The organism is Mycobacterium sp. NPDC049093 (assembly GCF_040704635.1).
GTDB lineage: Bacteria > Actinomycetota > Actinomycetes > Mycobacteriales > Mycobacteriaceae > Mycobacterium.
The window spans coordinates 70537-91759 of the sequence record NZ_JBEZJS010000012.1 but is presented as its reverse complement, the minus strand read 5'-3'; the positions used below and the strand labels follow the sequence as shown (position 1 = coordinate 91759).

At 66.8% G+C, this 21223-nt stretch carries 23 protein-coding genes; 15 read left to right on the top strand and 8 right to left on the bottom strand.

Features of this window, described 5'->3' with window-relative positions; all coding sequences use genetic code 11:
• Nucleotides 1–8: 8 nt before the first annotated feature.
• Complete coding sequence (locus AB0876_RS32860) at nucleotides 9–902, bottom strand: aminoglycoside phosphotransferase family protein (RefSeq protein WP_526044101.1); 894 nt, start codon at nucleotides 900–902, stop codon at nucleotides 9–11.
• A gap of 61 nt (nucleotides 903–963) precedes the next feature.
• Here AB0876_RS32860 and tpx point away from each other — a divergent pair, with 61 nt between their 5' ends.
• Entirely contained in the window at nucleotides 964–1455 is a 492-nt protein-coding gene (gene tpx, locus AB0876_RS32855) for a thiol peroxidase (protein ID WP_055114335.1), read from the top strand.
• A 56-nt stretch (nucleotides 1456–1511) separates the two neighbouring features.
• On the opposite strand, the gene tenA is transcribed toward tpx, so the two are convergent.
• Complete coding sequence (gene tenA / locus AB0876_RS32850) at nucleotides 1512–2195, bottom strand: thiaminase II (protein ID WP_526044090.1); 684 nt, start codon at nucleotides 2193–2195, stop codon at nucleotides 1512–1514.
• A 346-nt stretch (nucleotides 2196–2541) separates the two neighbouring features.
• Between tenA and ripD the strand changes: the two genes are divergently transcribed.
• From ripD to AB0876_RS32835, 3 genes are all read left to right on the top strand, one after another.
• Entirely contained in the window at nucleotides 2542–3168 is a 627-nt protein-coding gene (gene ripD / locus AB0876_RS32845) for an NlpC/P60 family peptidoglycan-binding protein RipD (protein WP_055114331.1), read from the top strand.
• A 76-nt stretch (nucleotides 3169–3244) separates the two neighbouring features.
• Complete coding sequence (locus tag AB0876_RS32840; RefSeq protein ID WP_491841682.1) at nucleotides 3245–4321, top strand: M48 family metallopeptidase; 1077 nt, start codon at nucleotides 3245–3247, stop codon at nucleotides 4319–4321.
• A gap of 40 nt (nucleotides 4322–4361) precedes the next feature.
• Nucleotides 4362–5144 carry a hypothetical protein gene (locus AB0876_RS32835; protein WP_491841681.1) on the top strand — a complete coding sequence of 261 codons (783 nt, stop codon included), beginning with the start codon at nucleotides 4362–4364 and terminating at the stop codon, nucleotides 5142–5144.
• 4 nt (nucleotides 5145–5148) lie between these two features.
• Here AB0876_RS32835 and AB0876_RS32830 read toward each other — a convergent pair whose 3' ends face one another.
• The 4 genes from AB0876_RS32830 to AB0876_RS32815 are packed head-to-tail and all read right to left on the bottom strand — an operon-like array spanning nucleotide 5149 to nucleotide 8961.
• Nucleotides 5149–5835, bottom strand: coding sequence for a CPBP family intramembrane glutamic endopeptidase (locus tag AB0876_RS32830; protein ID WP_491841680.1), 687 nt, complete (start codon nucleotides 5833–5835; stop codon nucleotides 5149–5151).
• Nucleotides 5832–6461: a uracil phosphoribosyltransferase gene (upp, locus tag AB0876_RS32825; protein ID WP_491841679.1), complete on the bottom strand. Its 630-nt coding sequence runs from the start codon at nucleotides 6459–6461 to the stop codon at nucleotides 5832–5834. The genes AB0876_RS32830 and upp overlap by 4 nt, the downstream gene beginning before the upstream one ends.
• 11 nt (nucleotides 6462–6472) lie before the next feature.
• On the bottom strand, nucleotides 6473–7690 hold the full coding sequence (locus AB0876_RS32820; protein WP_526044089.1) for a DUF1688 family protein: 1218 nt from the start codon (nucleotides 7688–7690) through the stop codon (nucleotides 6473–6475).
• Nucleotides 7687–8961 carry a GTP cyclohydrolase II gene (locus AB0876_RS32815; RefSeq protein WP_526044088.1) on the bottom strand — a complete coding sequence of 425 codons (1275 nt, stop codon included), beginning with the start codon at nucleotides 8959–8961 and terminating at the stop codon, nucleotides 7687–7689. The genes AB0876_RS32820 and AB0876_RS32815 overlap by 4 nt, the downstream gene beginning before the upstream one ends.
• A gap of 98 nt (nucleotides 8962–9059) precedes the next feature.
• On the opposite strand from AB0876_RS32815, the gene AB0876_RS32810 reads away from it, so the two are divergent.
• Complete coding sequence (locus tag AB0876_RS32810; protein ID WP_491841676.1) at nucleotides 9060–9434, top strand: NYN domain-containing protein; 375 nt, start codon at nucleotides 9060–9062, stop codon at nucleotides 9432–9434.
• Between the two features lie 34 nt (nucleotides 9435–9468).
• Complete coding sequence (locus AB0876_RS32805) at nucleotides 9469–10683, top strand: cytochrome P450 (protein ID WP_491841675.1); 1215 nt, start codon at nucleotides 9469–9471, stop codon at nucleotides 10681–10683.
• Here AB0876_RS32805 and AB0876_RS32800 read toward each other — a convergent pair whose 3' ends face one another.
• Together AB0876_RS32800 and AB0876_RS32795 are read right to left on the bottom strand one after the other, a co-directional pair.
• Nucleotides 10684–12261 carry a class I adenylate-forming enzyme family protein gene (locus AB0876_RS32800; protein ID WP_526044087.1) on the bottom strand — a complete coding sequence of 526 codons (1578 nt, stop codon included), beginning with the start codon at nucleotides 12259–12261 and terminating at the stop codon, nucleotides 10684–10686.
• Between the two features lie 45 nt (nucleotides 12262–12306).
• Nucleotides 12307–13074 (bottom strand): DUF899 domain-containing protein, encoded by a 768-nt coding sequence (locus AB0876_RS32795; RefSeq protein WP_526044086.1) that lies wholly within the window; start codon nucleotides 13072–13074, stop codon nucleotides 12307–12309.
• Between the two features lie 104 nt (nucleotides 13075–13178).
• Between AB0876_RS32795 and AB0876_RS32790 the strand changes: the two genes are divergently transcribed.
• The 9 genes from AB0876_RS32790 to AB0876_RS32750 all read left to right on the top strand — a co-directional run bounded on the left by AB0876_RS32790 (nucleotide 13179) and on the right by AB0876_RS32750 (nucleotide 21169).
• The gene (locus AB0876_RS32790; protein WP_491841672.1) at nucleotides 13179–13511 is read left to right on the top strand and encodes an ArsR/SmtB family transcription factor; all 333 of its coding nucleotides are present in this window, start codon (nucleotides 13179–13181) and stop codon (nucleotides 13509–13511) included.
• Nucleotides 13508–13951 (top strand): SRPBCC family protein, encoded by a 444-nt coding sequence (locus AB0876_RS32785; RefSeq protein WP_526044085.1) that lies wholly within the window; start codon nucleotides 13508–13510, stop codon nucleotides 13949–13951. The genes AB0876_RS32790 and AB0876_RS32785 overlap by 4 nt, the downstream gene beginning before the upstream one ends.
• Nucleotides 13952–13960: 9 nt before the next feature.
• The gene (locus AB0876_RS32780) at nucleotides 13961–15811 is read left to right on the top strand and encodes a fatty acyl-AMP ligase (protein ID WP_491841670.1); all 1851 of its coding nucleotides are present in this window, start codon (nucleotides 13961–13963) and stop codon (nucleotides 15809–15811) included.
• Nucleotides 15812–15838: 27 nt separating this feature from the next.
• Nucleotides 15839–16306 (top strand): cyanase, encoded by a 468-nt coding sequence (gene cynS / locus AB0876_RS32775; RefSeq protein ID WP_526044084.1) that lies wholly within the window; start codon nucleotides 15839–15841, stop codon nucleotides 16304–16306.
• A 9-nt stretch (nucleotides 16307–16315) separates the two neighbouring features.
• The gene (locus AB0876_RS32770; RefSeq protein ID WP_491841668.1) at nucleotides 16316–16972 is read left to right on the top strand and encodes a maleylpyruvate isomerase N-terminal domain-containing protein; all 657 of its coding nucleotides are present in this window, start codon (nucleotides 16316–16318) and stop codon (nucleotides 16970–16972) included.
• A 75-nt stretch (nucleotides 16973–17047) separates the two neighbouring features.
• Nucleotides 17048–18061 carry an alcohol dehydrogenase catalytic domain-containing protein gene (locus AB0876_RS32765; protein ID WP_491841667.1) on the top strand — a complete coding sequence of 338 codons (1014 nt, stop codon included), beginning with the start codon at nucleotides 17048–17050 and terminating at the stop codon, nucleotides 18059–18061.
• Nucleotides 18062–18252: 191 nt separating this feature from the next.
• Entirely contained in the window at nucleotides 18253–19176 is a 924-nt protein-coding gene (locus AB0876_RS32760) for an extracellular catalytic domain type 1 short-chain-length polyhydroxyalkanoate depolymerase (protein ID WP_526044083.1), read from the top strand.
• A gap of 119 nt (nucleotides 19177–19295) precedes the next feature.
• Nucleotides 19296–20327, top strand: a complete 1032-nt coding sequence (locus AB0876_RS32755) for a DUF2278 family protein (protein WP_526044082.1) — start codon at nucleotides 19296–19298, stop codon at nucleotides 20325–20327.
• 185 nt (nucleotides 20328–20512) lie between these two features.
• Nucleotides 20513–21169, top strand: a complete 657-nt coding sequence (locus AB0876_RS32750) for a class I SAM-dependent methyltransferase (protein ID WP_491841664.1) — start codon at nucleotides 20513–20515, stop codon at nucleotides 21167–21169.
• Nucleotides 21170–21223 lie beyond the last annotated feature (54 nt).

Here is a 21223-nt window from a genome sequence, read left to right as displayed (position 1 = left end):
CCTGAACGTCAGTCCTGAACGGCCTTGGCGATCGCCACGCATCGCGTCAGCTCGTCGATGTCGGGTTCCGGTGTTTCGGTCAGCTCCCACATTGCGTTCTGCATCACCCGCACGATGACCCAGGCCCGGGCCCGGTCGGCATCCAGGCCGGCGGCGTCGACCAGGGCCGACAGCCTGCGCCGGACCCCGTCGCGAACGTAACCCGCCAGCTCGTCCCACCGGTTCCACAGCATCGGCGCGATCTCGTAGTGCGGATCGCCGTTCATCGGCTTGGGATCGATCACCAGCCATGGCGCGCGGTCGGCGGCCAGGACGTTCTCGTAGTGCAGATCACCGTGGATCAGGGTGCCGGTGGCCACGGGATCCGCGGCCAGCTCCTTGCCGAGGGTGATCGCCTGTTCCACGAGTCGTCGTGGAACCGGGGCGTTGCGGGGGAGACGTGCCAGGTCAGCTGTCGACCGGGACGTGTAGTCGGCCAGCGACCGCAGCTGCGGCAGAGCCGGTACATGGATCCGGTCGTAGATCCCGGCGACGACCTCACACGCCTCAATATCCCAGAGCTCATTGAGATTTCGGTGGTGCAAACGCTCCAGCAGCATCGTCCGCCGGTGCGGATCGGCCCGCAGTAACCGGACCGCTCCGGCTCCCGCCCATCGTCGTAACGCGAGGTGTTCGTGTTCGGACTCGTCATCCGGGAACGCGGCCTTGAGGACTGCGGGCACACCCTCGTCGGTGCGTACCGGTAGGACGATCGAGCAGTAGCCGTGATCGGCGGGCCCGTCGGCGTGCAGGCCCCATTCGTCGAACTGGGCCCGGATCAGTCGTGGCAGGCCATCGACCCATGATTGCCAGTGAGGTCCCCGCCTGCCCATCGCGCGCACCGGCTCGGGCAGATCGATCATCACCACCATCGTCGCACCCCGGCCCGCCCGCGCCGCATCCGGTTTTGACAGACTGTGCCCCATGGCACAGATCACCTTCAAAGGAAACCCCATCAACACGGTCGGCGACCTGCCGGCAGTCGGTAGCTCCGCCCCGAGCTTCTCGGTCACCGGTACCGATCTCGGCGCCGTCACCAACGACCAGTTCGCGGGCAAGTCGGTGCTGCTGAACATCTTCCCGTCGGTGGACACCGGGATTTGCGCCGCCAGCGTGCGCACCTTCAACGAACGGGCCGCTGCCGCCGGTGCCACGGTCTTGTGCGTCTCGAAGGACCTCCCGTTCGCGCTGAGCCGTTTCTGCGGAGCCGAGGGCATCGAGAACGTCATCACCGCGTCGGCTTTCCGGGACAGCTTCGGTGAGGATTACGGAGTCACCATGTCCGACGGCCCGATGGCCGGTCTGCTGGGACGTGCCGTCGTCGTCATCGGCGCCGACGGCAAGGTGGCCTACACCGAGCTGGTGCCCGAGATCGTTCAGGAACCCGACTACGACGCCGCGCTGGCCGCACTCTGATCGTCGTCACCACTCCTCACCGGCGCGCCCCGCGCCGGTGAGGAACCGGCCGGCGCTCAGATCGGCCACTGCTCGCGGCGATATGCCGCGTCGAAGAACATCCATTCGTATTTCGCGGTGACCTCGAAATGGGCTCGTGCGGCGGCTTCGTCCGCCCCGCCCAGTGTCGGTTCCAGCCGATCGGTCAGCTCGAGCACCTCGGCAACCGTGGCGGCGAACTCGTCGCCCCCGTAGCTGTCGATCCAACGCTGATAGCGCCGATCGGGCGAACCGCGTTCCAGCAACGCCGCCCCGACCCGGGCGTAGATCCAGTAACAGGGCAGGACCGCCGCCAACCCCTCGGCGAAAGTGCCGCTGTAGGCAGCGGCCAGCAGATAACTCGTGTAGGCGCGTGTGGTCGGGGCGATCGGCGTCGCGTTCAACGCCTCGATGTCCAGGCCCAGTTCGGGAAGCAGCTCGCTGTGTAGGCCCAACTCGACATCGAAGACCTCGGCGGCGTGCCGGGAGAACATCGCGGTCTCCGCCAGCGTGGGGGCTTTGGCGGCGACGATGGCCAACGCGCGGGCATAGTCGCGCAGATAGTGGACGTCCTGTGCCACGTAGTGGGCGAACGCCGCGTCGTCCAGGCTGCCGTCGGTCAGGCCGGTCAGGAACGGGTGAGCGAGGATCGCGGTGAATGTCGGCTCGATCGGTTCCCAGAGCCGGGAAGACCAGGATTGAGGATGCGCGTCGGAATGCATGCCACCATGGTGTCAGGTCATCCGCAAACGTGGTGAGCCCTCTCGGCCAGCCTGCCCCACAACGTTTTTCGCCCCGGACGAAGTCAAACCGGATCTCCCACCGATACTTTGCCGAGCGGGAGGGCAGTCACCCCGGCGCGCGGCGCACGAGGCGGTGCCGAGGCCACCTGCACAACGGCTGCCCAAGGCCGTTCCGGTAACTGTTGGGTCACGGTCCTGCATCTGATCGAGTCTGTGCCCCAATCTAATTGGGCAAACCGATCATCGAGCGGTACAAATGGTTGACCCGGCTGACAGCGACCAGCGGCCGGCGTCGCCTTCCGGTGGTCGAGAGAGTTGATGTTCGATGAGACGTACCTTTGCCCTGCTGTTCGGTCTGGCATTCCTGGTAGCGGCTCCCGGACTGGCCGGCGCCGCGCCGATCGAACGCCCGACCGGCAACCAACGCTATGTCGATCTGGTGATCGCCCGCGCGATGTCACAGCGCGGTGTGCCCTTCAGCTACGGCGGTGGCGATGTGAACGGGCCGACCCGTGGTGTCGCCCGCTCCCTGCCCGCCGCGGGCCTGGCTCCTGCCACCCCGCCGCTTGCGGGCGGCGGTCTGACACCGGGCCTGTCGACGCCCGTGGTGACCGCTCCCGTCGCTCCGGTTCTGACCCCGGGTCTCGGCTTGGCGCCCGACCCGTCGGCAAATGTGGTCGGGTTCGATGCCTCCGGTCTGATCGTGTACGCTTTCGGCGGAGTCGGGGTGAAGATGCCGCGGTCATCCGGCGAGCAGTACAAGGTCGGGCAGAAGGTGCTTCCGGCGCAGGCATTGCCCGGTGACCTGATCTTCTACGGTCCTGAGGGCACCCAGAGTGTGGCGCTCTATCTCGGCAACAACCAGATGATCCAGGGCACCGAGCCCGCCGTAGCGGTCACGCCGGTGCGCGCGCAGGGGATGACGCCCTATCTGGTCCGCATCATCGCCTGACACCTGAGATCTTGTGCGTCCGAGGCGGCTCAACCCTCCGTAGGCTCTGAGCTGACGACGAGGAAGGCGCACAGCATTGACTGACCAGACACCTGCGACCACGCGGACCGTATTTCCCGGTATCAGTTCCCGTGCCTGGGAGCATCCAGCGGACCGGACCGCGCTGACCGCCCTGCGTCGGCTCAAGGGATTCGATCAGGTCCTCAAGGTGCTGTCGGGGATGTTGCGCGAACGCAAGCACCGGCTGCTGTACCTGGCCAGTTCGGCTCGGGTAGGTCCGCGGCAGTTCGCCGACCTCGACGCGTTGCTCGACGAGTGCGTGCAGGTGCTCGATGCTCCGGTACGCCCGGAGATGTTCATCATCCAGTCGCCCGAAGCCAATGCGTACTGCATCGGCATGGAGGACCCGTTCATCGTCATCACCTCGGGCATGTACGAGCTGATGACACATGACGAGATGCGTTTCGTGATCGGTCACGAGCTCGGGCATGCGCTCAGCGGCCATGCCGTCTACCGCACGATGCTCCATCACCTGCTGCGGTTGGCCTCGTCGTTCGGCTTCATCCCGATCGGTGGCTGGGCGCTGCGGGCGATCGTCGCGGCCTTGCAGGAATGGCAACGCAAATCCGAACTTTCGGGGGACCGTGCCGGCCTGCTGTGCGGACAGGACTTCGACATGGCGATTCGGGTCGAGTTGAAGCTGGCGGCCGGCCGGCACCTCGACAAGCTCGACTCGCAGGCGTTCCTCGCCCAGGCCCGTGACTATGACGCGACCGGCGACATGCGCGACGGGGTGCTCAAACTGCTCAACCTGGAGATGCAGACGCATCCGTTCTCGGTGCTCCGGGCGGCGGCACTGACCAAGTGGGTCGATACCGGCGGATACGGCGCGATCATGGCAGGCAACTATCCGCTGCGGTCCGAGGATGGGAACGCGAGTTGGGCTGATGACGTCAGCGCGGCGGCACGCCATTACAAGGACGGTTTCGACCAGTCCAACGACCCGCTGATCCGGGGCATCCGGGACGGCTTGGGCGGCGTGGTCGACGGAGTGGGGCAGGCCGCGACGAGCGCGGCAGACTCGATGGGCCGCAAGATCTCCGAGTGGCGCCGCAATACCCGGCCGAGTGACGAGCAGTCGAGCGGTGGGTAGTTGCCGTCGGAGCAACGGTAAGCCCCTAGACTAGGCGCTCGTGGGCATCCTGTTTGGCTTCGCGCCGTGGATCATCTATTGGGTTCTCGTCGGCAACGTGCCGTTTCTGGTCGCCGTGCTGGTGGCGCTGGCCGCTGCCATCGCGACATTCACGATCAGCCGGGTCTCCGGGGCACCTGGGCGGACCCTGGAGATCGGTGCACTTGCCACCTTCGTCGTGTTGACGATCTTGACCCTGGTGCTGAGCCAGGACGTCATGGAGCGCTGGATGCAGCCACTCAGCAATGCGGGGATCTTCCTGGTGGCGCTGATCGGACTGCTCATCGGCAAGCCGTTCGTACTGGAATTCGCGGCGGCAGGTCAACCCCCTGGAGTCGTGGAAAGCGATCTGTTCCAACAGATCGTGAAGATCCTGACCTGGATCTGGGTGGGTGCGTTCGCCGGAATGACGGTGTCCTCGTCGATCCCGCCGATCGTGCAGGGCGACGCAACGATCCTGGACACCAGGACACCGCTGTCGTTCATCTGCTACTGGGTCATCCCGTTCACGCTGCTCGGGCTGGCGGCACTGGCCTCGCGGGTCCTGCCCGACCGGATGACGGCGGGAATGAACGACATCGTGCGCAAAACCACCTTCGTGGCGTTCTCCGAGGCCGAGATCGACCAGCTCTACTACCTGGCTCAGGAGCACGCCAATCGCGAGGTCGGCGCCGGGCAGGAAGCCTACGACGTCCGGGTCGGTGGATCGGCGACGCCGTTGGTGGGCGATGAATCCCGCATGTCGTGGCCCTCGACGTACAAGGTGCGCGACCGCAAGAGGTAGTACCTCAGCGGTCCGGCATCATCCCCAGCAGTCCGAACATCATCACGAGCCCCGGCAGCAGGTTGGTCACCTGGTGCGCGATGATGCCGCCCCACAAGCTTCCGGAGTAGAGCCGCGCCAACGCAATTGGGATGGCGACCACGAGCAGCAGCGGGACCCGTTCGGGTTCCAGGTGGGCCAGCGCGAACACCAGGGTGGACGCGATTACCGCGACGATGCGTCCCCAACGTTGCTCGAGCGCACCCCACAGCAGTCCGCGGTACACCACCTCTTCGCAGATCGGTGCGATGAAGGCGACCAGGATCAGGACGGCCACCGCCAGCGGCCAGCCGGTCCGAACGCCCTCGTACACGCCGCCGACCGCGGAGGTCGCGTCAGGTCCGACGATCGCCTGGTACAGCAACGCGGCGGGCAGTGTGACGAACAGGCCGCCGATGCCGAACGCCAACCCGAGACCGGCGGCACGCCAGGACCAATGCCATCGAAAGTCGATGCGGGGGCCGTTGCCGCGCCATTTCGCGATGGCAACGGCGAGAGTCGCGGCGACGAGTGTCGGTACCCCGATCGCCAGGGTGATCAACCAGGGCGGCGGCGGGCCCGGGGGCGCGAAGATACCGAACGCGGCCGAGATCAGCAGATAGACGGCCTCGACGGCGATGAAGGCGCCGAGGCCCCAGCGATGTGCGATCACTTGGTTCCGAAGATGCGGTCACCCGCGTCGCCGACGCCGGGGACGATGTAGCCCTGCTCGTCGAGTTCCCGGTCCAGTGCCGCGGCGTAGATGGGCACGTCCGGATGTGCCTGGTGCATCGTGGCGACGCCTTCCGGACAGGTCAGCAGACAGACGAACTTGATGGATTTGGGCCCGTATTCCTTGATGCGGTCGATCGCCGCGACCGCCGAATTGCCCGTGGCCAGCATCGGATCGACGACCACCACGTCGCGTTCCTGCAGATCACCGGGCAGCTTGAAGTAATACTCCACGGCCACGCGGGTCTTGGGATCCCGGTAGAGGCCGATATGGCCGACGCGGGCGTTGGGCATCACGCTGAGCATGCCGTCCAGGATGCCGCTTCCGGCCCGCAGAATGGACACGAATACCAGTTTCTTGCCGTCGATCACGGCTCCTGTCGTGGATTCCAGGGGCGTCTCGATGTCGATGTCGTGAACCGGGATGTCACGCAGCACCTCGTAGCTCATCAGCATCGAGATCTCGTTCAGCAACTGGCGAAATCCTTTGGTGGACACGTCCTTCTGCCGCATCAGGGTCAGCTTGTGTTGCACCAGCGGATGATCGATGACGTGCAGGTTGCCCATGTCGTCACTCCTTAGAAGACCGTGCCGTCACTGATGATGGACAACGGCGGTGCGCCGTCGCGCAGGCGTGCAGCCAGTGCTCGGCCCGTCGCCCAGGTTCCGCCCTCCAGCACACACGCCAGCGGCAGCCGTGGGGCGCCGAGATGGTCACGGATGAGCGGTGCGAGCTCATCGAGCAGCGCGACGGTCAGTGCCCGCCATTCGACGACGAGTTCGTCGTCCACCGCCCAGTCCTTCTCGGCGAGCGCGGCATCACGTAGCCGCAGCACTCCGGTATCCAGCAGCAGACCGCCGTTCCGGTACTCGGGCAGGCCGGTGAGGGCATCGAGTTCGGTGACGGCGACGCCGGCCCGTTCGAACGGTTCCAGCAGGGAGTAGGTCAGCCACTGGGACAGTTTGTGAAACGGCATCCAGCCGCGTGACAGACCGGGGCCCGGCGCCGCCTGATGCCGCCAGCAGTCACCGAGTGGTTGACCGCCGATGGTGTTGTCGGTGAGCCACACTCCCGACAGTGCGTCCAAGACCGTCGAGAGTAGGTCGTGGGCCGTGACCGTCGGGCCGGTCATCATGTCGAACAATCCGCCGGGACGGCCGTCCGGTCCGAATACATCAGGGCGAGCGGCCAATTGGGTGCCCAGGCGGCGCAGCAGCTGCACCCGACCAGTGAGGCCGAGCAACGGATTTCCGAGGTCCGACTGAAATGCGGCCGCCAGGCTTTCGTCCTCGAGGCCTCGCAGTGCGTCGGCATCTGCCCGCAGCGGATCGTCTCCGTCGCTGGAGAACAAGCCACCACAGAAGGCGTGCCAGCTCGCGACCCCCAGCCCCTCGGAGCGGTTCAGACGAAGGCCGGTACCGGGTTCGGTGTAGTGCCAATCAGGTCCGGCGCCGGCGTCGAGCAACACGCTCACCACCGCCAGGTCGATCATCGATCGAGCACGCGACGCGTCATCCGAACCGGCTGTGCGCGAGTCCAACTCGGACCGGCGATCCACCCCTCCGGCCTCGAAATGTCGCCACCTGCCGTGGTAAGGGATGGCGAGTGTCGGGTAGCGGCTGCGGGTGACGTCCGCGACCTCGGCGGCTGCCCGGTTCAGAGCATCGTCATCCACCAGGAACCAGGCGGAGTTGCCGACCCGGGCCCGCTGCAGAAGGTGCTGTGCCCGTTCGCGGATCGCGGTGGTCGTGCGCAGCGTGGCGACTGCGGCTGCGCCGTCCGGGGTCGTGGTCATGGCGTGAGTCCGCGGCCTTTGGCGATCTTGAGTTCGTCGGCGCCGGGTACCGGGCCGGGGGTGAAGTATCCGGCGGCCATCTTGGCGTCGATCTCCACCCGGGCGTCGGCCGGGATCAGATCGTCGGGGATGTTGACACGCTCGCCAACCTCGATCCCGGAACCGGTGATGGCGTCGTATTTCATGTTGCTCATCGACACCAGGCGGTGGATCTTGCGGATTCCCAGCCAGTGCAGGACGTCGGGCATGAGCTCCTGGAACCGCATATCCTGCACCCCCGCTACGCATTCGGTGCGGGCGAAGTACTGGTCGGCGGTGTCGCCGCCGTCCTGGCGCTTGCGTGCGTTGTAGACCAGGAATTTCGTCACCTCACCGAGTGCGCGGCCCTCCTTGCGGGAATAGGCGACCAACCCGACCCCGCCACGCTGGGCGCCGGCGATACATTCCTCGATGGCGTGCGTGAGATAGGGCCGGCACGTGCAGATGTCGGAGCCGAAGACGTCCGAACCGTTGCACTCGTCGTGCACCCGGGCAGTCAGCTCCACGGTCGGATCGGCCAAATCGTATGGGGCCCCGAAGATGTACACGGTCTGACCGCCGATCGGCGGCAGGAACACCTCGAGGTCGCCGCGGGTCACGAGTTCGGGGTACATGCCCCCGGTCTCCTCGAACAGCACCCGGCGCAGGGCGGTCTCGGTGCAGCCGAACCTGGCAGCGACACCGGGCAGGAACCACACCGGCTCGATAGCTGCCTTCGTCACCAGGGCCGCACCGTTTTCCAGGAGTATCTGGCCGTCGGGATGCAGTCGGCCTGCGGCGATGGCGGTGGCGACCTCCGGCACCATCACATGGGCCTTGGTCACCGCGACGGTCGGCCGGATGTCATAGCCTGCGCCCAGTTCAGCGGCGAACGCGTCGGCGACCATCGCGCCCCATGGGTCCAGGCTGACGATCGTCTCGGGGTGGCTCCACTGGGGGTACGGCCCGATCGCATCGGTGGGAGAGGTATTGGTGAGATCGGCACGGTGCTCCGGGGAGAGGGCGCCGGCGGCGACGGCCAGAGCCCGGTACACGCTGTAGGAGCCACTGTGGGTGCCGATCACGTTGCGGTGCGCGCGGGTGGTGGTGGTACCGATCACCGGACCACGCTCCGCGGCGGTCGGCGCACCCCAGTGAATGGTCGGGGTACCTGCGACAGCACTGTGCGACGTCAACCGGATATGCCTGGCTTTCGTCGGCTCCGTGGATGCACCACTTGATTCGACGACCATGTCCGGTGCCCCTTCCTCCGTGCCCGCGCCCGGTGAGACGTTCCAGTCAACTCCGATTCGGCAGGTTCTGCATGCGGTGTGCCCGTACGGTCGGTTGGGTGCGGTGGATCGTGGATGCGATGAACGTGATCGGGTCCAAGCCAGACGGTTGGTGGAAGGATCGCCACGGTGCGATGGCCGGTCTGGTGGAGCAGCTCGAGCGCTGGGCTTCGGCCGAGAACCTGCCTGTGACGGTGGTGTTCGAGGGGCCGTCGGCGTCGACGATCGAGTCGGCGGTCGTCGAGGTGACGCACGCTCCACGGGCGCACGCGAACTCGGCGGACGACGAGATCGTGCGGTTGGTTCAGGCGGATTCGCGACCCGGCGAGATCACCGTGGTGACATCGGATGGCGGGCTGGCCTCGAGGGTCCGCGACGCGGGCGCGCTGGTGCAGCCCGCAGCCGGATTTCGCGAGCTGATCGACCGATTCTGACCCTGCGGGCACGTCGGTGCACTACCGTCACGGCATGCTCGACGATGCGGTCAGCATCAGCGGTGTCGACCTGACCGATCCGGCGGTCTACGAGGCGGGTGTGCCGTTCGCGGCATTCCGGGAACTTCGGCGCCGGGCACCGGTCGCCTGGCATCCGTACTCGGACGGGGCAGGCTTCTGGGCACTCACCGGATACGACGAGGTGCACGCGGTGTCGCGGGACAGCGCGACGTGGTCATCGCATCGGACCGGAGTGCTCTTCGACGTTCCGCTACCGGAGAATTCGTATCATCTCGACCTCATGATGCTGACCATGGATCCGCCGCGGCACAGCGCACTGCGGACGCTCGTCAGCAAGGGTTTCACCCCACGACATGTGGCCAAGCTGCGTGAGCGGCTGGGCTGCCTGGCAACCGAGATCGTCGACGGGGTGCTGGCCCGGGGCGAGTGTGAATTCGTGTCCGACATCGCCGGCGCGTTGCCGTCGTATGTGATCGCCGAACTGCTGGGCATCTCTCACGAGGACGGTCGCCGCCTGTATCACCTCACCGAGGTCATGAACTCGGAGCACGTGGGCGAAGCGACGGACACGGTGATGCAGGCGCAGATCGAGATGTTCGAGTACGCGTCGGCACTGGCGCAACGCAAGCGTGCAGAACCGGGCGATGACATCGCGACCGCGCTGCTCGATGCCGAGGTGGACGGTCGGCACCTCACTGACCTCGAGTTCAACATGTTCTTCCTGTTGATGCTCAATGCCGGGGGAGACACCACCCGAAACCTGGTGTCGGCGGGCACCTTGGCTCTACTGGAGCACCCGGACGAACTCGCTCGACTGGCGGCCGACCCCGGGCTGCTGTCCACGGCGGTCGAGGAGATGCTCCGGTATGTCAGTCCGGTGACCGCTTTCACCCGTACGGCAACGAAAGACACTGAACTGCACGGTGTTCGCATCGCCGAAGGGGAGCGTGTGGCGATGTTCTTCCCGTCGGCCAATCGCGACGAGACGCAGTTCGTCGATCCCGACCGATTCGACATCGGCCGAAACCCGAATCCACACCTGGCCTTCGGTGGCGGTGGGACGCATTTCTGCCTCGGCGCGAACCTGGCCAGGGTGGAGGCGGCAGCCATTTTTCCCGAGATCCTGTACCGGATGAAGGATCTTGAGGTCATCGGGCCGGTGGAGCGGGTGCGTTCGAATCTGATGAACGGTATCCACTCGATGCCAGTCCGGTTCAGCGCGGCATGATCAGCTCGCGGTCCGGCCCGGCGGCTGAAGGCGGATCGTCGCGATTTCCTCGTCGATGATCAACTGTCGCAAGGTTTTCCGGTCGAATTTTCCGCTGGACAGGGTGGGGATCCGTTCGCTCTCGGTCAGCGCCCAGCGGGTAGGCACCTTGTAGGCGGACAATTGTTCGCGAGCATAGGTGGCCAGGTCCGCCAGATCGAGGTCCGTGGTCGGCACCACGACCGCGCAGACCTCCTCCCCGCGCTGCGGGTCGTCGGTGCCGACGACCACACACTGCGCCACGCCGGCAGACTCGGCGATGACGGCCTCGACCTCCAACGGTGAGACGTTGGCCCCGGCGGCCTTGATCAGATCGGTGGTGCGTCCGACGTAGAACAGTCGGGGGTCGCCGTCGCGCCGGTACACCTTGTCGCCGGTGTGGTACCAGCCGTCGGTGTCGAAGGTGTCCGACCGTTCGCGCTTGTTGTACCCGGCCATCACCCCGATACCTCGGACCAGCAGTTCGCCGGTCTCCCCGGATGCGACCGGGGACCCGTCTTCGTCGACGATGGCCATGTCGGTGAAGGCGAACCCGCCCGCCGTCTCGGACATGGTGCGGTGCACCGGAAATCCGTCGGGCACGTCGGTCATGGCGATGTCGAGTGGGCCGTCGCGCAGCATCGGTGCACTGCTCAGGTCGCGGTCGGTGAACGACGGGTGCTCACGCAGCCGCTGGGTGAATGCCGGCCAGCCCACGATGCCGGTGATCCGTTCCCGCTCGGCAAGATCCAGAGCGGTCTCCGGGTCGAGTTTCGGCATCACCACCAGGGTGACCGGTTCGTGCAGGGCGCCGGTGACGGCGAGCAGTCCGCCGATCCAGAAGAACGGCATGGCGCACAGGATGCGGGACTGGTCTTGTGTTCGGGTGATCGCCCGGATGGCCGCCGGCCACGTCGAGGTTTGACGCACCAGGGTCCCGTGGGTGTGCAGGACCCCTTTGGGATCTGCGGTGGATCCCGACGTGTGCACCATGATGGCGAGGTCGGCGGGGGAGACCTCGGCCTCCGCGGCATCGAGAACCCCGACCGGTACGACGTCGGCGGCCTCGTCACACCCGGGTGATGCCCACGGCCGGTTGGCGGTACCGATCAGCGCGATGCGGCGCAGGTACGGGGCGGCGCGCAGGGCCAGCCGGCTCGTGGAGTGGTCTGCCAGTTCGGGCAGCGCTGCTTCCAGCCGGTCGGCGACATCGATGTTCAGCACCGCGGCGGGGGCGATGAGCAGACCGATATCAGCCAGGCGCAACACCTTTGCGATCTCGGCGGGGGTGTACAGCGTGCTCAGCGGCACCGCCACCGCCCCGATCCTCGACACCGCGAGCCACCACGTCACCCACTCGGCGCCGTTGGGGAAGAACAGGCCCACGCGGCTACCCTTGCCGACCCCTTGGTGCAGCAGCCACCGCGCCAGGCGTGCGGATCGTTGCTCGGCCTCGCGGAAGGTGAGCCGGTCGGCCGGGGTGACCAGGTAGACGGACTCGCCGAATTCGGCGACACTGCGCCGCAGGAGGGCGGGAATGGTCAGCGGGGATGACGTCACCCGCCCATCTTCTCCAATGGCTGTCGCGGGTCTGCCCGGGGTGGGTCAGTTACTGCCGCAGGCGCAGCCGTCACGTGGCGGGCGTGGATCGCGCGGATTGTCGGGGTCCGGATCGCCGAACCACCGCGAGGGCTCATGCTCGGGGTAGGTGTCGTGCCAGGACCACCACTCGTAGGCCTTGGTCTGCGGGTATCCCGGCGGGGAATCCTCCCAGGTCTCCTGCCGGCCGAGCGCGGTCATGTCCAGGAAGTTCCACGTGTTGACGAACGCCTCGTCGCCCCGGTTGTCGATGAAATAGGTGCGGAAGATCCGGTCGCCGTCGCGAATGAACGCGTTGGTGCCGTGCCACTGGTCGACGCCGAAGTCCACGTCGAACTCCGCGCCGGGCCGGGGGACCATGGTGTACCAGGGATGGCTCCACCCCATACGCGCCTTGATCCGGGCGATGTCGGCCTGGGACCCGCGCGAGGCGTAGACCAGGGTGGTGTCGCGCGCGTTGAGATGCGCCAGGTTGCCGATGTGGTCGGCCATCAAGGAGCAGCCGACGCAACCGTGTTCCGGCCAATCGTCCACACCCGGATCGAGGAATGCCCGGTACACGATCAGCTGACGTCGTCCGGCGAACAGGTCGAACAGGGTGGCACTGCCTTCGGGGCCTTCGAACTCGTAGTCCTTGGTCACCGGTGTCCACGGCATGCGTCGGCGCAGCGCCGCGAGCCGGTCCCGTGCGCGGGTGAATTCTTTTTCCTTGGCCAGCATTTCGTCGAGTGCGGCCTGCCAATCGGCGGCCGGCACGATCGGTGGATTCTTCATGGTTGCTCCCGTCGTCAGTCCGTTGCAACGCTCTTCAATCGTTCAACAAATCAGTTGAATAACGTTCCTCGAGGTAACCACGGCCCGCGGCTATAGTCAACAAGGTGGTTGAAGATCAAGTTCTGGACCGCGCCTATTCGGCTCTGGCCGATTCGACCCGGCGCCGGTTGCTGGAGGCCCTGCGTGAGGGTGAGACTCGCATCAGTGACCTCGCCGCCCCGTTGCCGATGACCTTCGCCGGTGTCTCGCGCCATATCGGGGTATTGGAGGCCGCGGGTCTGGTACAGCGCGAGATCCGAGGTCGAGAGCACTGGGTCTCACTCAAACAGGACGGGTTGACCACGGCTCAGCAGTGGATGACCGAGCAGACGGACTTCTGGTCGAGCCGCGCGGATGCCCTGGCCGAACGGTTGCGGCGGAAGGCGCAGTCCCGATGACCGACGCGCCAACGGTCCGCGTGCGGCGGCTGATGCCCGCGGCTCCCGATGTGGTGTTCGACGAATGGCTCGATCCCGAGTCGCTGCGGGAGTGGATGTGCCCCCGGCCGGTGTACTGCGTCGAAGTGGCGGTCGAACCTCGGGTCGGTGGGCTCGTGCGGTTCGACATCGACGATTCCGGTTCGAGCGTGCTGATCACCGGACAGTTCCTGACGATCGACCGGCCCCGCGTGCTGCGGTTCACCTGGAGCAACTCGGACTGGGCGGACCCGACTGTGGTCAGCATCGTCAACGTTGAATTCGAGCCGGCCGGCGACGGGCAGACGATGATGTCGATCGAGCATTCCCTTTTGCCGCCAGAGGAATTCGACAGCTTCCACAGCGGGTGGACCCTCACATTCGAGCAACTGGCGGCCCGCCTCGAAGGTGCCTCGACCTAGACTGCGGGCATGGACAGCGGCTCTCAGATTCAGTACGAGGCCCCGGCAGGCCTGCTCCGCATCGAGGACTGCCTGGACGAAAACGGTGGCATCGTGCTGCCCCCCGGCACCACCCTGATATCGCTGATCGATCGCAACATCGCCCATGTCGGCGATCTGGTCGCCTACCGCTACCTCGACCACAGCCACGCCGAAGAGGAAGTCTTCGAGCTGACCTGGACGCAGTTGGGCGTCCGGCTGGGGGCCGTCGCAGCGCGGCTGCAGCAGGTCGCTGCACGGGGTGACCGGGTTGCCGTTCTTGCGCCGCAGGGCCTGGACTATGTCGTCGGCTTCTTCGCTGCGATCAAGGCCGGGAACATCGCGGTGCCGCTGTTCGCGCCGGAACTGCAGGGCCACGCCGAACGACTCGAAACCGCGCTGCTCGATTGCCGTCCCACCACGGTGCTCACCACCGCGTCCGCCGCCGACGCCGTAGGGGAGTTCCTCGCGAAGATGCCGGACACACTGCGACCGCGGGTCGAGCTCATCGACGAGATACCCGATTCGGCGGGGGACACCTTCACCCCGATCTCGGTCGATCCCGACGACATCTCCCACCTGCAGTACACCTCGGGCTCGACCCGCCCGCCTGTCGGCGTGGAGATCACCCATCGCGCGGTCGGCACCAACCTGTTGCAGATGATCCTGTCCATCGATCTGTTGAACCGAAACACCCACGGCCTCAGCTGGTTACCGCTCTATCACGATATGGGCCTGTCGATGATCGGGTTTCCCGCTGTCTACGGCGGGCACTCGACGCTGATGTCACCGACAGCGTTCATCCGGCGGCCCCAGAGATGGATCCGTGCGATGTCCGACGCCTCCAAACACGGCCGCGTGATCACCGCCGCACCGAACTTCGCCTACGAATGGACCGCGCAGCGCGGCGTTCCCGCCGACGGAGAGGACATCGACCTGAGCAACGTGGTGCTCATCATCGGTTCCGAACCCGTAATACCTGAGGTCATTACTTCCTTCAATGAGGTGTTCGCGCCGTACGGGCTGCCGCCGACAGCGTTCAAGCCGTCGTACGGCATCGCCGAGGCGACGCTGCTGATCTCGACGATCGCCCCGGCCGAGCAGGCGTCGGTGGTCTATTTCGACCGTGAGCAGTTGACCCTGGGGCGCGCTGTCCGCGTCAACGCCCACGCCGAGGGGGCCGTCCCACATGTGTCGTGCGGTCATCCGGCCCGCAGCTTGTGGGCGGTGATCGTCAACCCCGCGACTGCCGACGGCGCGTCCGAAGAGGTGCCCGACGGTGAGGTCGGGGAGATCTGGTTGCACGGCAACAACATTGGTAGAGGTTACTGGGCCCGTCCCGAGGAGACGAGCAAGGTGTTCGGGGTGCCGCTGCATTCCCGTCTCGCCTCCGGTAGTCACGCCGCGGGGCTGCCCGACGATGCCACCTGGCTGCGGACCGGTGACCTCGGGGTGTATTTCGAGGGGCAGTTCTATGTGACCGGGCGGATGGCCGACCTGGTGCGGATCGACGGTCGCAGTTACTACCCGCAGGACATCGAGGCAACGGTGGCCGACGCCTCGCCGTTGGTCCGCCGCGGCTACGTCACGGCCTTCACCGTGCCTACTGACGGTGACGGCGCCACATTGGTGGTGATCGCCGAACGCGCCGCCCGCACCAAACGGGCCGATCCGGAGGAAGCCAGTGAGGCCATCCGCGCGGCGGTGGCCGACCGGCACGGATTAACCGTCGCCGATCTGCGATTCCTGCCGGCAGGCGCGATTCCGAGGACCACCAGCGGCAAGCTGGCCCGGGTGGCCTGCCGCGGTGAGTATCTGGAGGGCACGTTGGGCGTGCGGTGACCGTTCGCCACGGGCATGCTGGCTGGTATGAGCAGAGACGAGATCACCGCCGCGATCGTAGAAGCCCGCCTTACCAAGGGCCTGACGTGGCAGGAGCTGGCCGACGCCATCGACAGACCCGTGGTGTGGACAGTGTCCGCCCTGCTCGGGCAACACCCGGTACCGGCCGAGTCGGGCAGGATCATCGTGGACCTACTCGGATTGGACGAGTCGGTGATCCCGGTACTGGCTGCCGTCCCGATGCGCGGTGGACTCCCGACAGCCGTGCCCACCGATCCCACCATCTACCGGTTCTACGAGGCGCTCCAGGTCTACGGCGGTGCGCTCAAGGAAGTCATCCACGAACAGTTCGGTGACGGCATCATGAGCGCCATCAACTTCAGCGTCGACGTGCAGCGCAAGCCGCATCTTGCCGGTGACCGCGTGGTGGTGACGTTCGACGGCAAGTTCCTGCCCTACGACTGGACGGCGGCCGAGCGGGTGGTCCGCTGCTAGTTTGCAGTCGTGGGCCAGTTCTCAGATTCGTGGGCGGCGCTGCGCGCCGCGGTGGCCGGGCTCGATCCCGAGGACTTCGACCAGCCGTCCGGGTGTGCCGGTTGGCTGGTTCGAGATCTGGTGTGCCACCTCGTCATTGACGCCCAGGATGTGTTGATCACCCTGGTCACCCCGACCGAGGCGGAACCGACCCGCAACGCGCTGACGTACTGGGCCGTGTCCGGCACGCCGCCCGACGGCGAGGACCCCCTGGACGCGCTGACCGTCAGACTGGCCGCGGCATACGGGGATCCGGCCCTGCTCAAGTTTCATCTCGATGACGTGGGCTCGGCCGCAGGACGGGCAGCTGGCCTTGCAGACCCGCACGCTCGGGTCGGCACGCGGGGACAGGTTCTCACCGTCGGCGACTACCTCGACGCCTACGTTCTGGAATGGACCCTGCACCACCTTGATCTGGTCGCGCATCTGACGGGGGAGCCAGGCCCACCGGCGGCGGGACTGGCCCGCTCACGCGCGATGTTGGGGGACATCACGGGCGTCCGGTTCCCCGCGGAGTTCTCCGATGACGACATCCTGCGGCTGGGGACCGGCAGGCGGGCGCCGACAGATCTGGAGCTGACCGCTCTCGGGGAGACGGCGGCACAGCTGCCGTTGATCCTGGGCTGAGCGCAGACCCTGGCCAAGCGGGCCATCGACGGTCCATGATGGCGAGACATCCCGACGGTGACGGTAAGGATTCTCATGGCCACACATCGAGCTGTTCACGTCCAGTCCGCTGGCGGCAACCTGGAACTCGTTGACGCTCAGACCCTCTCGCCCGATCGGGGACAGGTCCGGGTCGCGGTGGCCGCCTGTGGAGTCTGCGGCACCGACCGGGCCATCCTCAACGGTGGATTCCCGGGCATCGGGTGGCCGGTGACGCCGGGCCATGAGATCGCCGGCACCATCGCCGAAGTGGGCGCGGGCGTCACCGATTTCGCGGTGGGGGACCGGGTGGCGATCGGCTGGTTCGGCGGGCACTGCGGAGTCTGCATCCCGTGTCGCAAGGGCCTGTTCATCCACTGTGAGAAGGGGCAGATACCGAGCCTGCACTATCCGGGCGGATACGCGGAATCCGTGACGGTACCGGCCAACGCGCTGGCCCGCATCCCCGACGAACTGTCCTTCGCCGAGGCCGCTCCGATGGGCTGCGCCGGGGTGACGACCTACAACGCGCTCCGCCACACCCGGGCCCTGCCCGGCGACGTGGTCGCAGTCCTTGGTGTGGGTGGCCTGGGGCATCTCGGTCTGCAGTTCGCCCACGCGATGGGCTTCGAGACGGTCGCGATCGCCCGCGGCCCCGGCAAGGAAGCCGATTCCCGGGCGTTGGGCGCCCGGCACTACATCGACTCGACCGCAGGCGACGTCAGCGCAGCGCTGCTGGATCTGGGCGGCGCGGCGGTGGTCCTGGCCACGGTGGGCAATTCGCAGGCGATGGCCGAGACAGTGGGCGGACTCGCGCCCCGCGGTGAGTTGGTGGCGATCGGGGTGTCCGCCGATCCGTTGCCCATCAGCCCGGTGCAACTGATCCAGCCCGCGCTGACCATCTCCGGCCACCCGTCCGGAACCGCACGTGACGTCGAGGAGACGATGCACTTCGCGGTGTTGTCGGGCGTGCGGGCCCGGATCGAGGAGCGCCCGCTCGCTGAGGCGCCGAGCGCCTACGCCGCCATGGAGCAGGGACAGGCGCGCTACCGCATGGTCCTGACCATCTGACCGGCCGAATCCGGTTATCTCGCCCCGCCGGTCACAGTGACCGGGTAGCGTCGGGACTTCGTTTGCTGGACGACGAATCGGTGGGGGCCGGGATGGCGTGGAAGCGGATGGCGACGGTTGCCTGCAGGTTTTTCTCCGGTAGGTCACCTGGCGTTGCCCAAGAGTTCGCCCGTGATATCTACTCTGCCCCGGTGCTTTTCACGCCGGGACGGCTCAGAACAGTGGTATCCGCCGCGCTCGTCGCGCTGTTGGGATGTGCGGCGGCGCCACCGCCCGCGTGGGCTGCGCCCTTACCGTCGGCGCAGATCGACTTCGGCGGCACGATGCGCACCTACCGGCTCCACCTGCCGGCCGGGGGCACACCTTCCGGGCTGGTGGTCAATCTGCACGCGGCAGGCGCGACCGGAGCCGATCAGGCGGCGCTCACTCACTACGACGGGGTGGCCGACGCCTACGGGTTCGCCGTGGTCTACCCCGACGGCATCGATTACAGCTGGGCCGACGGCCGCGGCGCGTCGGTGCCGGACCGTCAAGGGGTCGACGATGTCGGGTTCATCTCGACCCTCGTCGATCGCCTCGTCGCCGAGAACGGCATCCCGCGCGGCCGGGTATATGCCACGGGTCTGTCGGCAGGTGGGTTCATGGCCAACCGGCTGGCGTGTGATCGCGCCGACCTGTTCGCCGCGATCGCCCCGGTGGCCGGCACGCTGGGCACGAATGTGGGTTGTAATCCCTCCAGACCCGTGTCGGTCCTGGCTACCTACGGGACGGCCGACCCGGTCGTACCGTTCAACGGCGGGCCGATGACGGGGCGGGGCGGAGGCAGCACCGTGGTGTCCGGGCCGGCGATGGTGGACCGGTGGCGCCAGATCAACGGCTGCCCGGCCCCGTCGGACGAGGTGCTGCCCAGCACCGGCGACGGCACCGAAACCCACCGCATCGCCTCCGACGGCTGTGCCGGCGGAACGTCGGTGGTGTTCATGCGGGTCGACGGGGGCGGGCACACGTGGCCTGGCGTGCCCGAGATCCTTCCCGTGCAGTCCGTCGGGGCCGCCAGCCACGCCTTCGACGCCTCGGATGCCTCGGGGCAGTTCTTCGCCTCCCACGGCAGATAGTCGCGGTTCTCCGTTTCGGGTAGTCCGCTACGCGTGTCCGCATCGCGACGGGCCGATAGTTTCTGCGGGTGCAGGCACATGAAAGTCCTTGTGTCGGCATTGAAACGGAGGAGTCGATCATGGCGATCACCTATGGCGTTCTGCGCGCACGACCGGACCGGTTCGTCAGGGAAGACGGGCAGTCAACTCCGCACCTGCAGATCCGGGCGGTTGACGACTCGGGGCAACCGTGGCGGGTCGCGGTCAACGTCGAATCGAACGACGGCAGCGAGGTCGTCTTCTGGTTGGTGGATCCACTGGTCGGGCACCCCGTCGTCAATGGACTGGCTGCGGTGGCGTCCGGCTTCTCCGTCACCCCCGGCACGTCAGCGTCCTCGTTGGACTACGTGAAGGCGCCGTTGTTCGACTTCACCCTCGGCCGGGCGCTGCCACCCAGCGGCAGTGCGAATGCCGATGACCTACAAGACCTTCTGGGTTTGTACCTGACCCAATGCCAATCCGCGGGCGGCGAACTCTACGCGTTCGGCGCGAAGTTCGACCGCAATATGCACATGCCGATCGACGCCGACTTCGGTAACACCGACGGTCTGCACGGTATTCACGACATCCACATGAATCAGGGCAATGTCGGCGCGCACGCGGGGGACAACGGGGCCTTCCACGACGGCGGACTCCTGTTGGCCTTCCCCGATCGTGTCGTCGGCATCCTGCTCGCCTTCCAGACCCAACGGGTGCCCACCGACCCGCAGGGTGACGCGGCACCGGGTGCACAGCCCCTGTCCCAGTTGGTGGGGCCGACCGCGGGCGGAGGCCAGGTGACGCCGGGCCTGGCGTATCTGGAACGGGCGCTGATCAATCCGAGCGGCCCCGACCCCGGACACGAAGCGGTGGTGATCGGCAACTACGCCACCGAGGCGGTGTCACTGCACGGTTGGCGCCTGGTCGACCGCAACGGTCGGGAGAGCAAGCTGGACGCCGACCTGGCCGGTGGTGCCTCGGCGGTCATCGTGCTCGACGGGTCAGGCGCACAGCTCGGCAACTCCGGGGGAAACCTCCTGCTGGTGGATGATCACGGCACCGAGGTGGACAGCGTCACCTACTCCCGAGGCGATGCGGCCGTCGTGGACCGCTTTGTGCGTTTCCAGCCGTAGCCGCCAGTATTCATCACGCCGCGGTAAACCCTCGCCGCGCTCCGAAGACGCCCGCTCGCGGGATCGAATACTGTTCTTTACCTGCATGATTCACGCTGCGTGGAAGCAGGCCGCAGTCAAGCATGTCCGGAGGGTGCCGGCCCGCGGCGGCGCGACCGATGGCGCCGTGGCGTTACTGTTCGGTCGTGGACTGGCACAGTTGGCACGACGACTACGACCGGCCGGATTCGGCACTCGCACATCGGCTTCGCGCGGTGCAGACCTTGATCGGGCAGGCGCTGGACGAGGCTCCGGCAGGGCCGCTGCGGGTGGTCAGCCTGTGCGCCGGGCAGGGGCGGGATCTACTCGAAGTGTTGAGCGACCATCCGCGGCGCGACGACGTGCGGGCGCGCCTGGTCGAGCTGGATCCCCGCAACGCCGAGATCGCCGCCGAAACGGTGAACCGGTTCGGGCTGACCGGGGTCGACGTGGTGACGGGCGATGCCGCTCTGATCGACCGATACCAGGACCTGATCCCCGCCGACATCGTGGTGGCCTGCGGCATTTTCGGCAACATCACCGATGAGGACATCGAGCGGACCATCGGCTTCCTGCCTCAGCTGACCAGAACCGGCGGCACGGTGCTGTGGACTCGCGGCCGCACCGTCCCGGACCGGGTTCCGTTGATCCTGAACTGGTTTGACGAGCGCAGCTTCGATCTGGTCTGGGTGTCGCAGCCGGATGTGAGTTACGGCGTCGGAGCCCACCGCTTCACCGGGTCACCCGAACCGCTGACACCGGGCGCCCAGATCTTCACCTTTGTCGGGTCCGACGTGATCCGGGCTGCCGACCGCGCTCGGTGACCTGAACCGACTGGGCAGCCCGGCTTCCACCGGCCCGCGGCGGTTCATGACTAC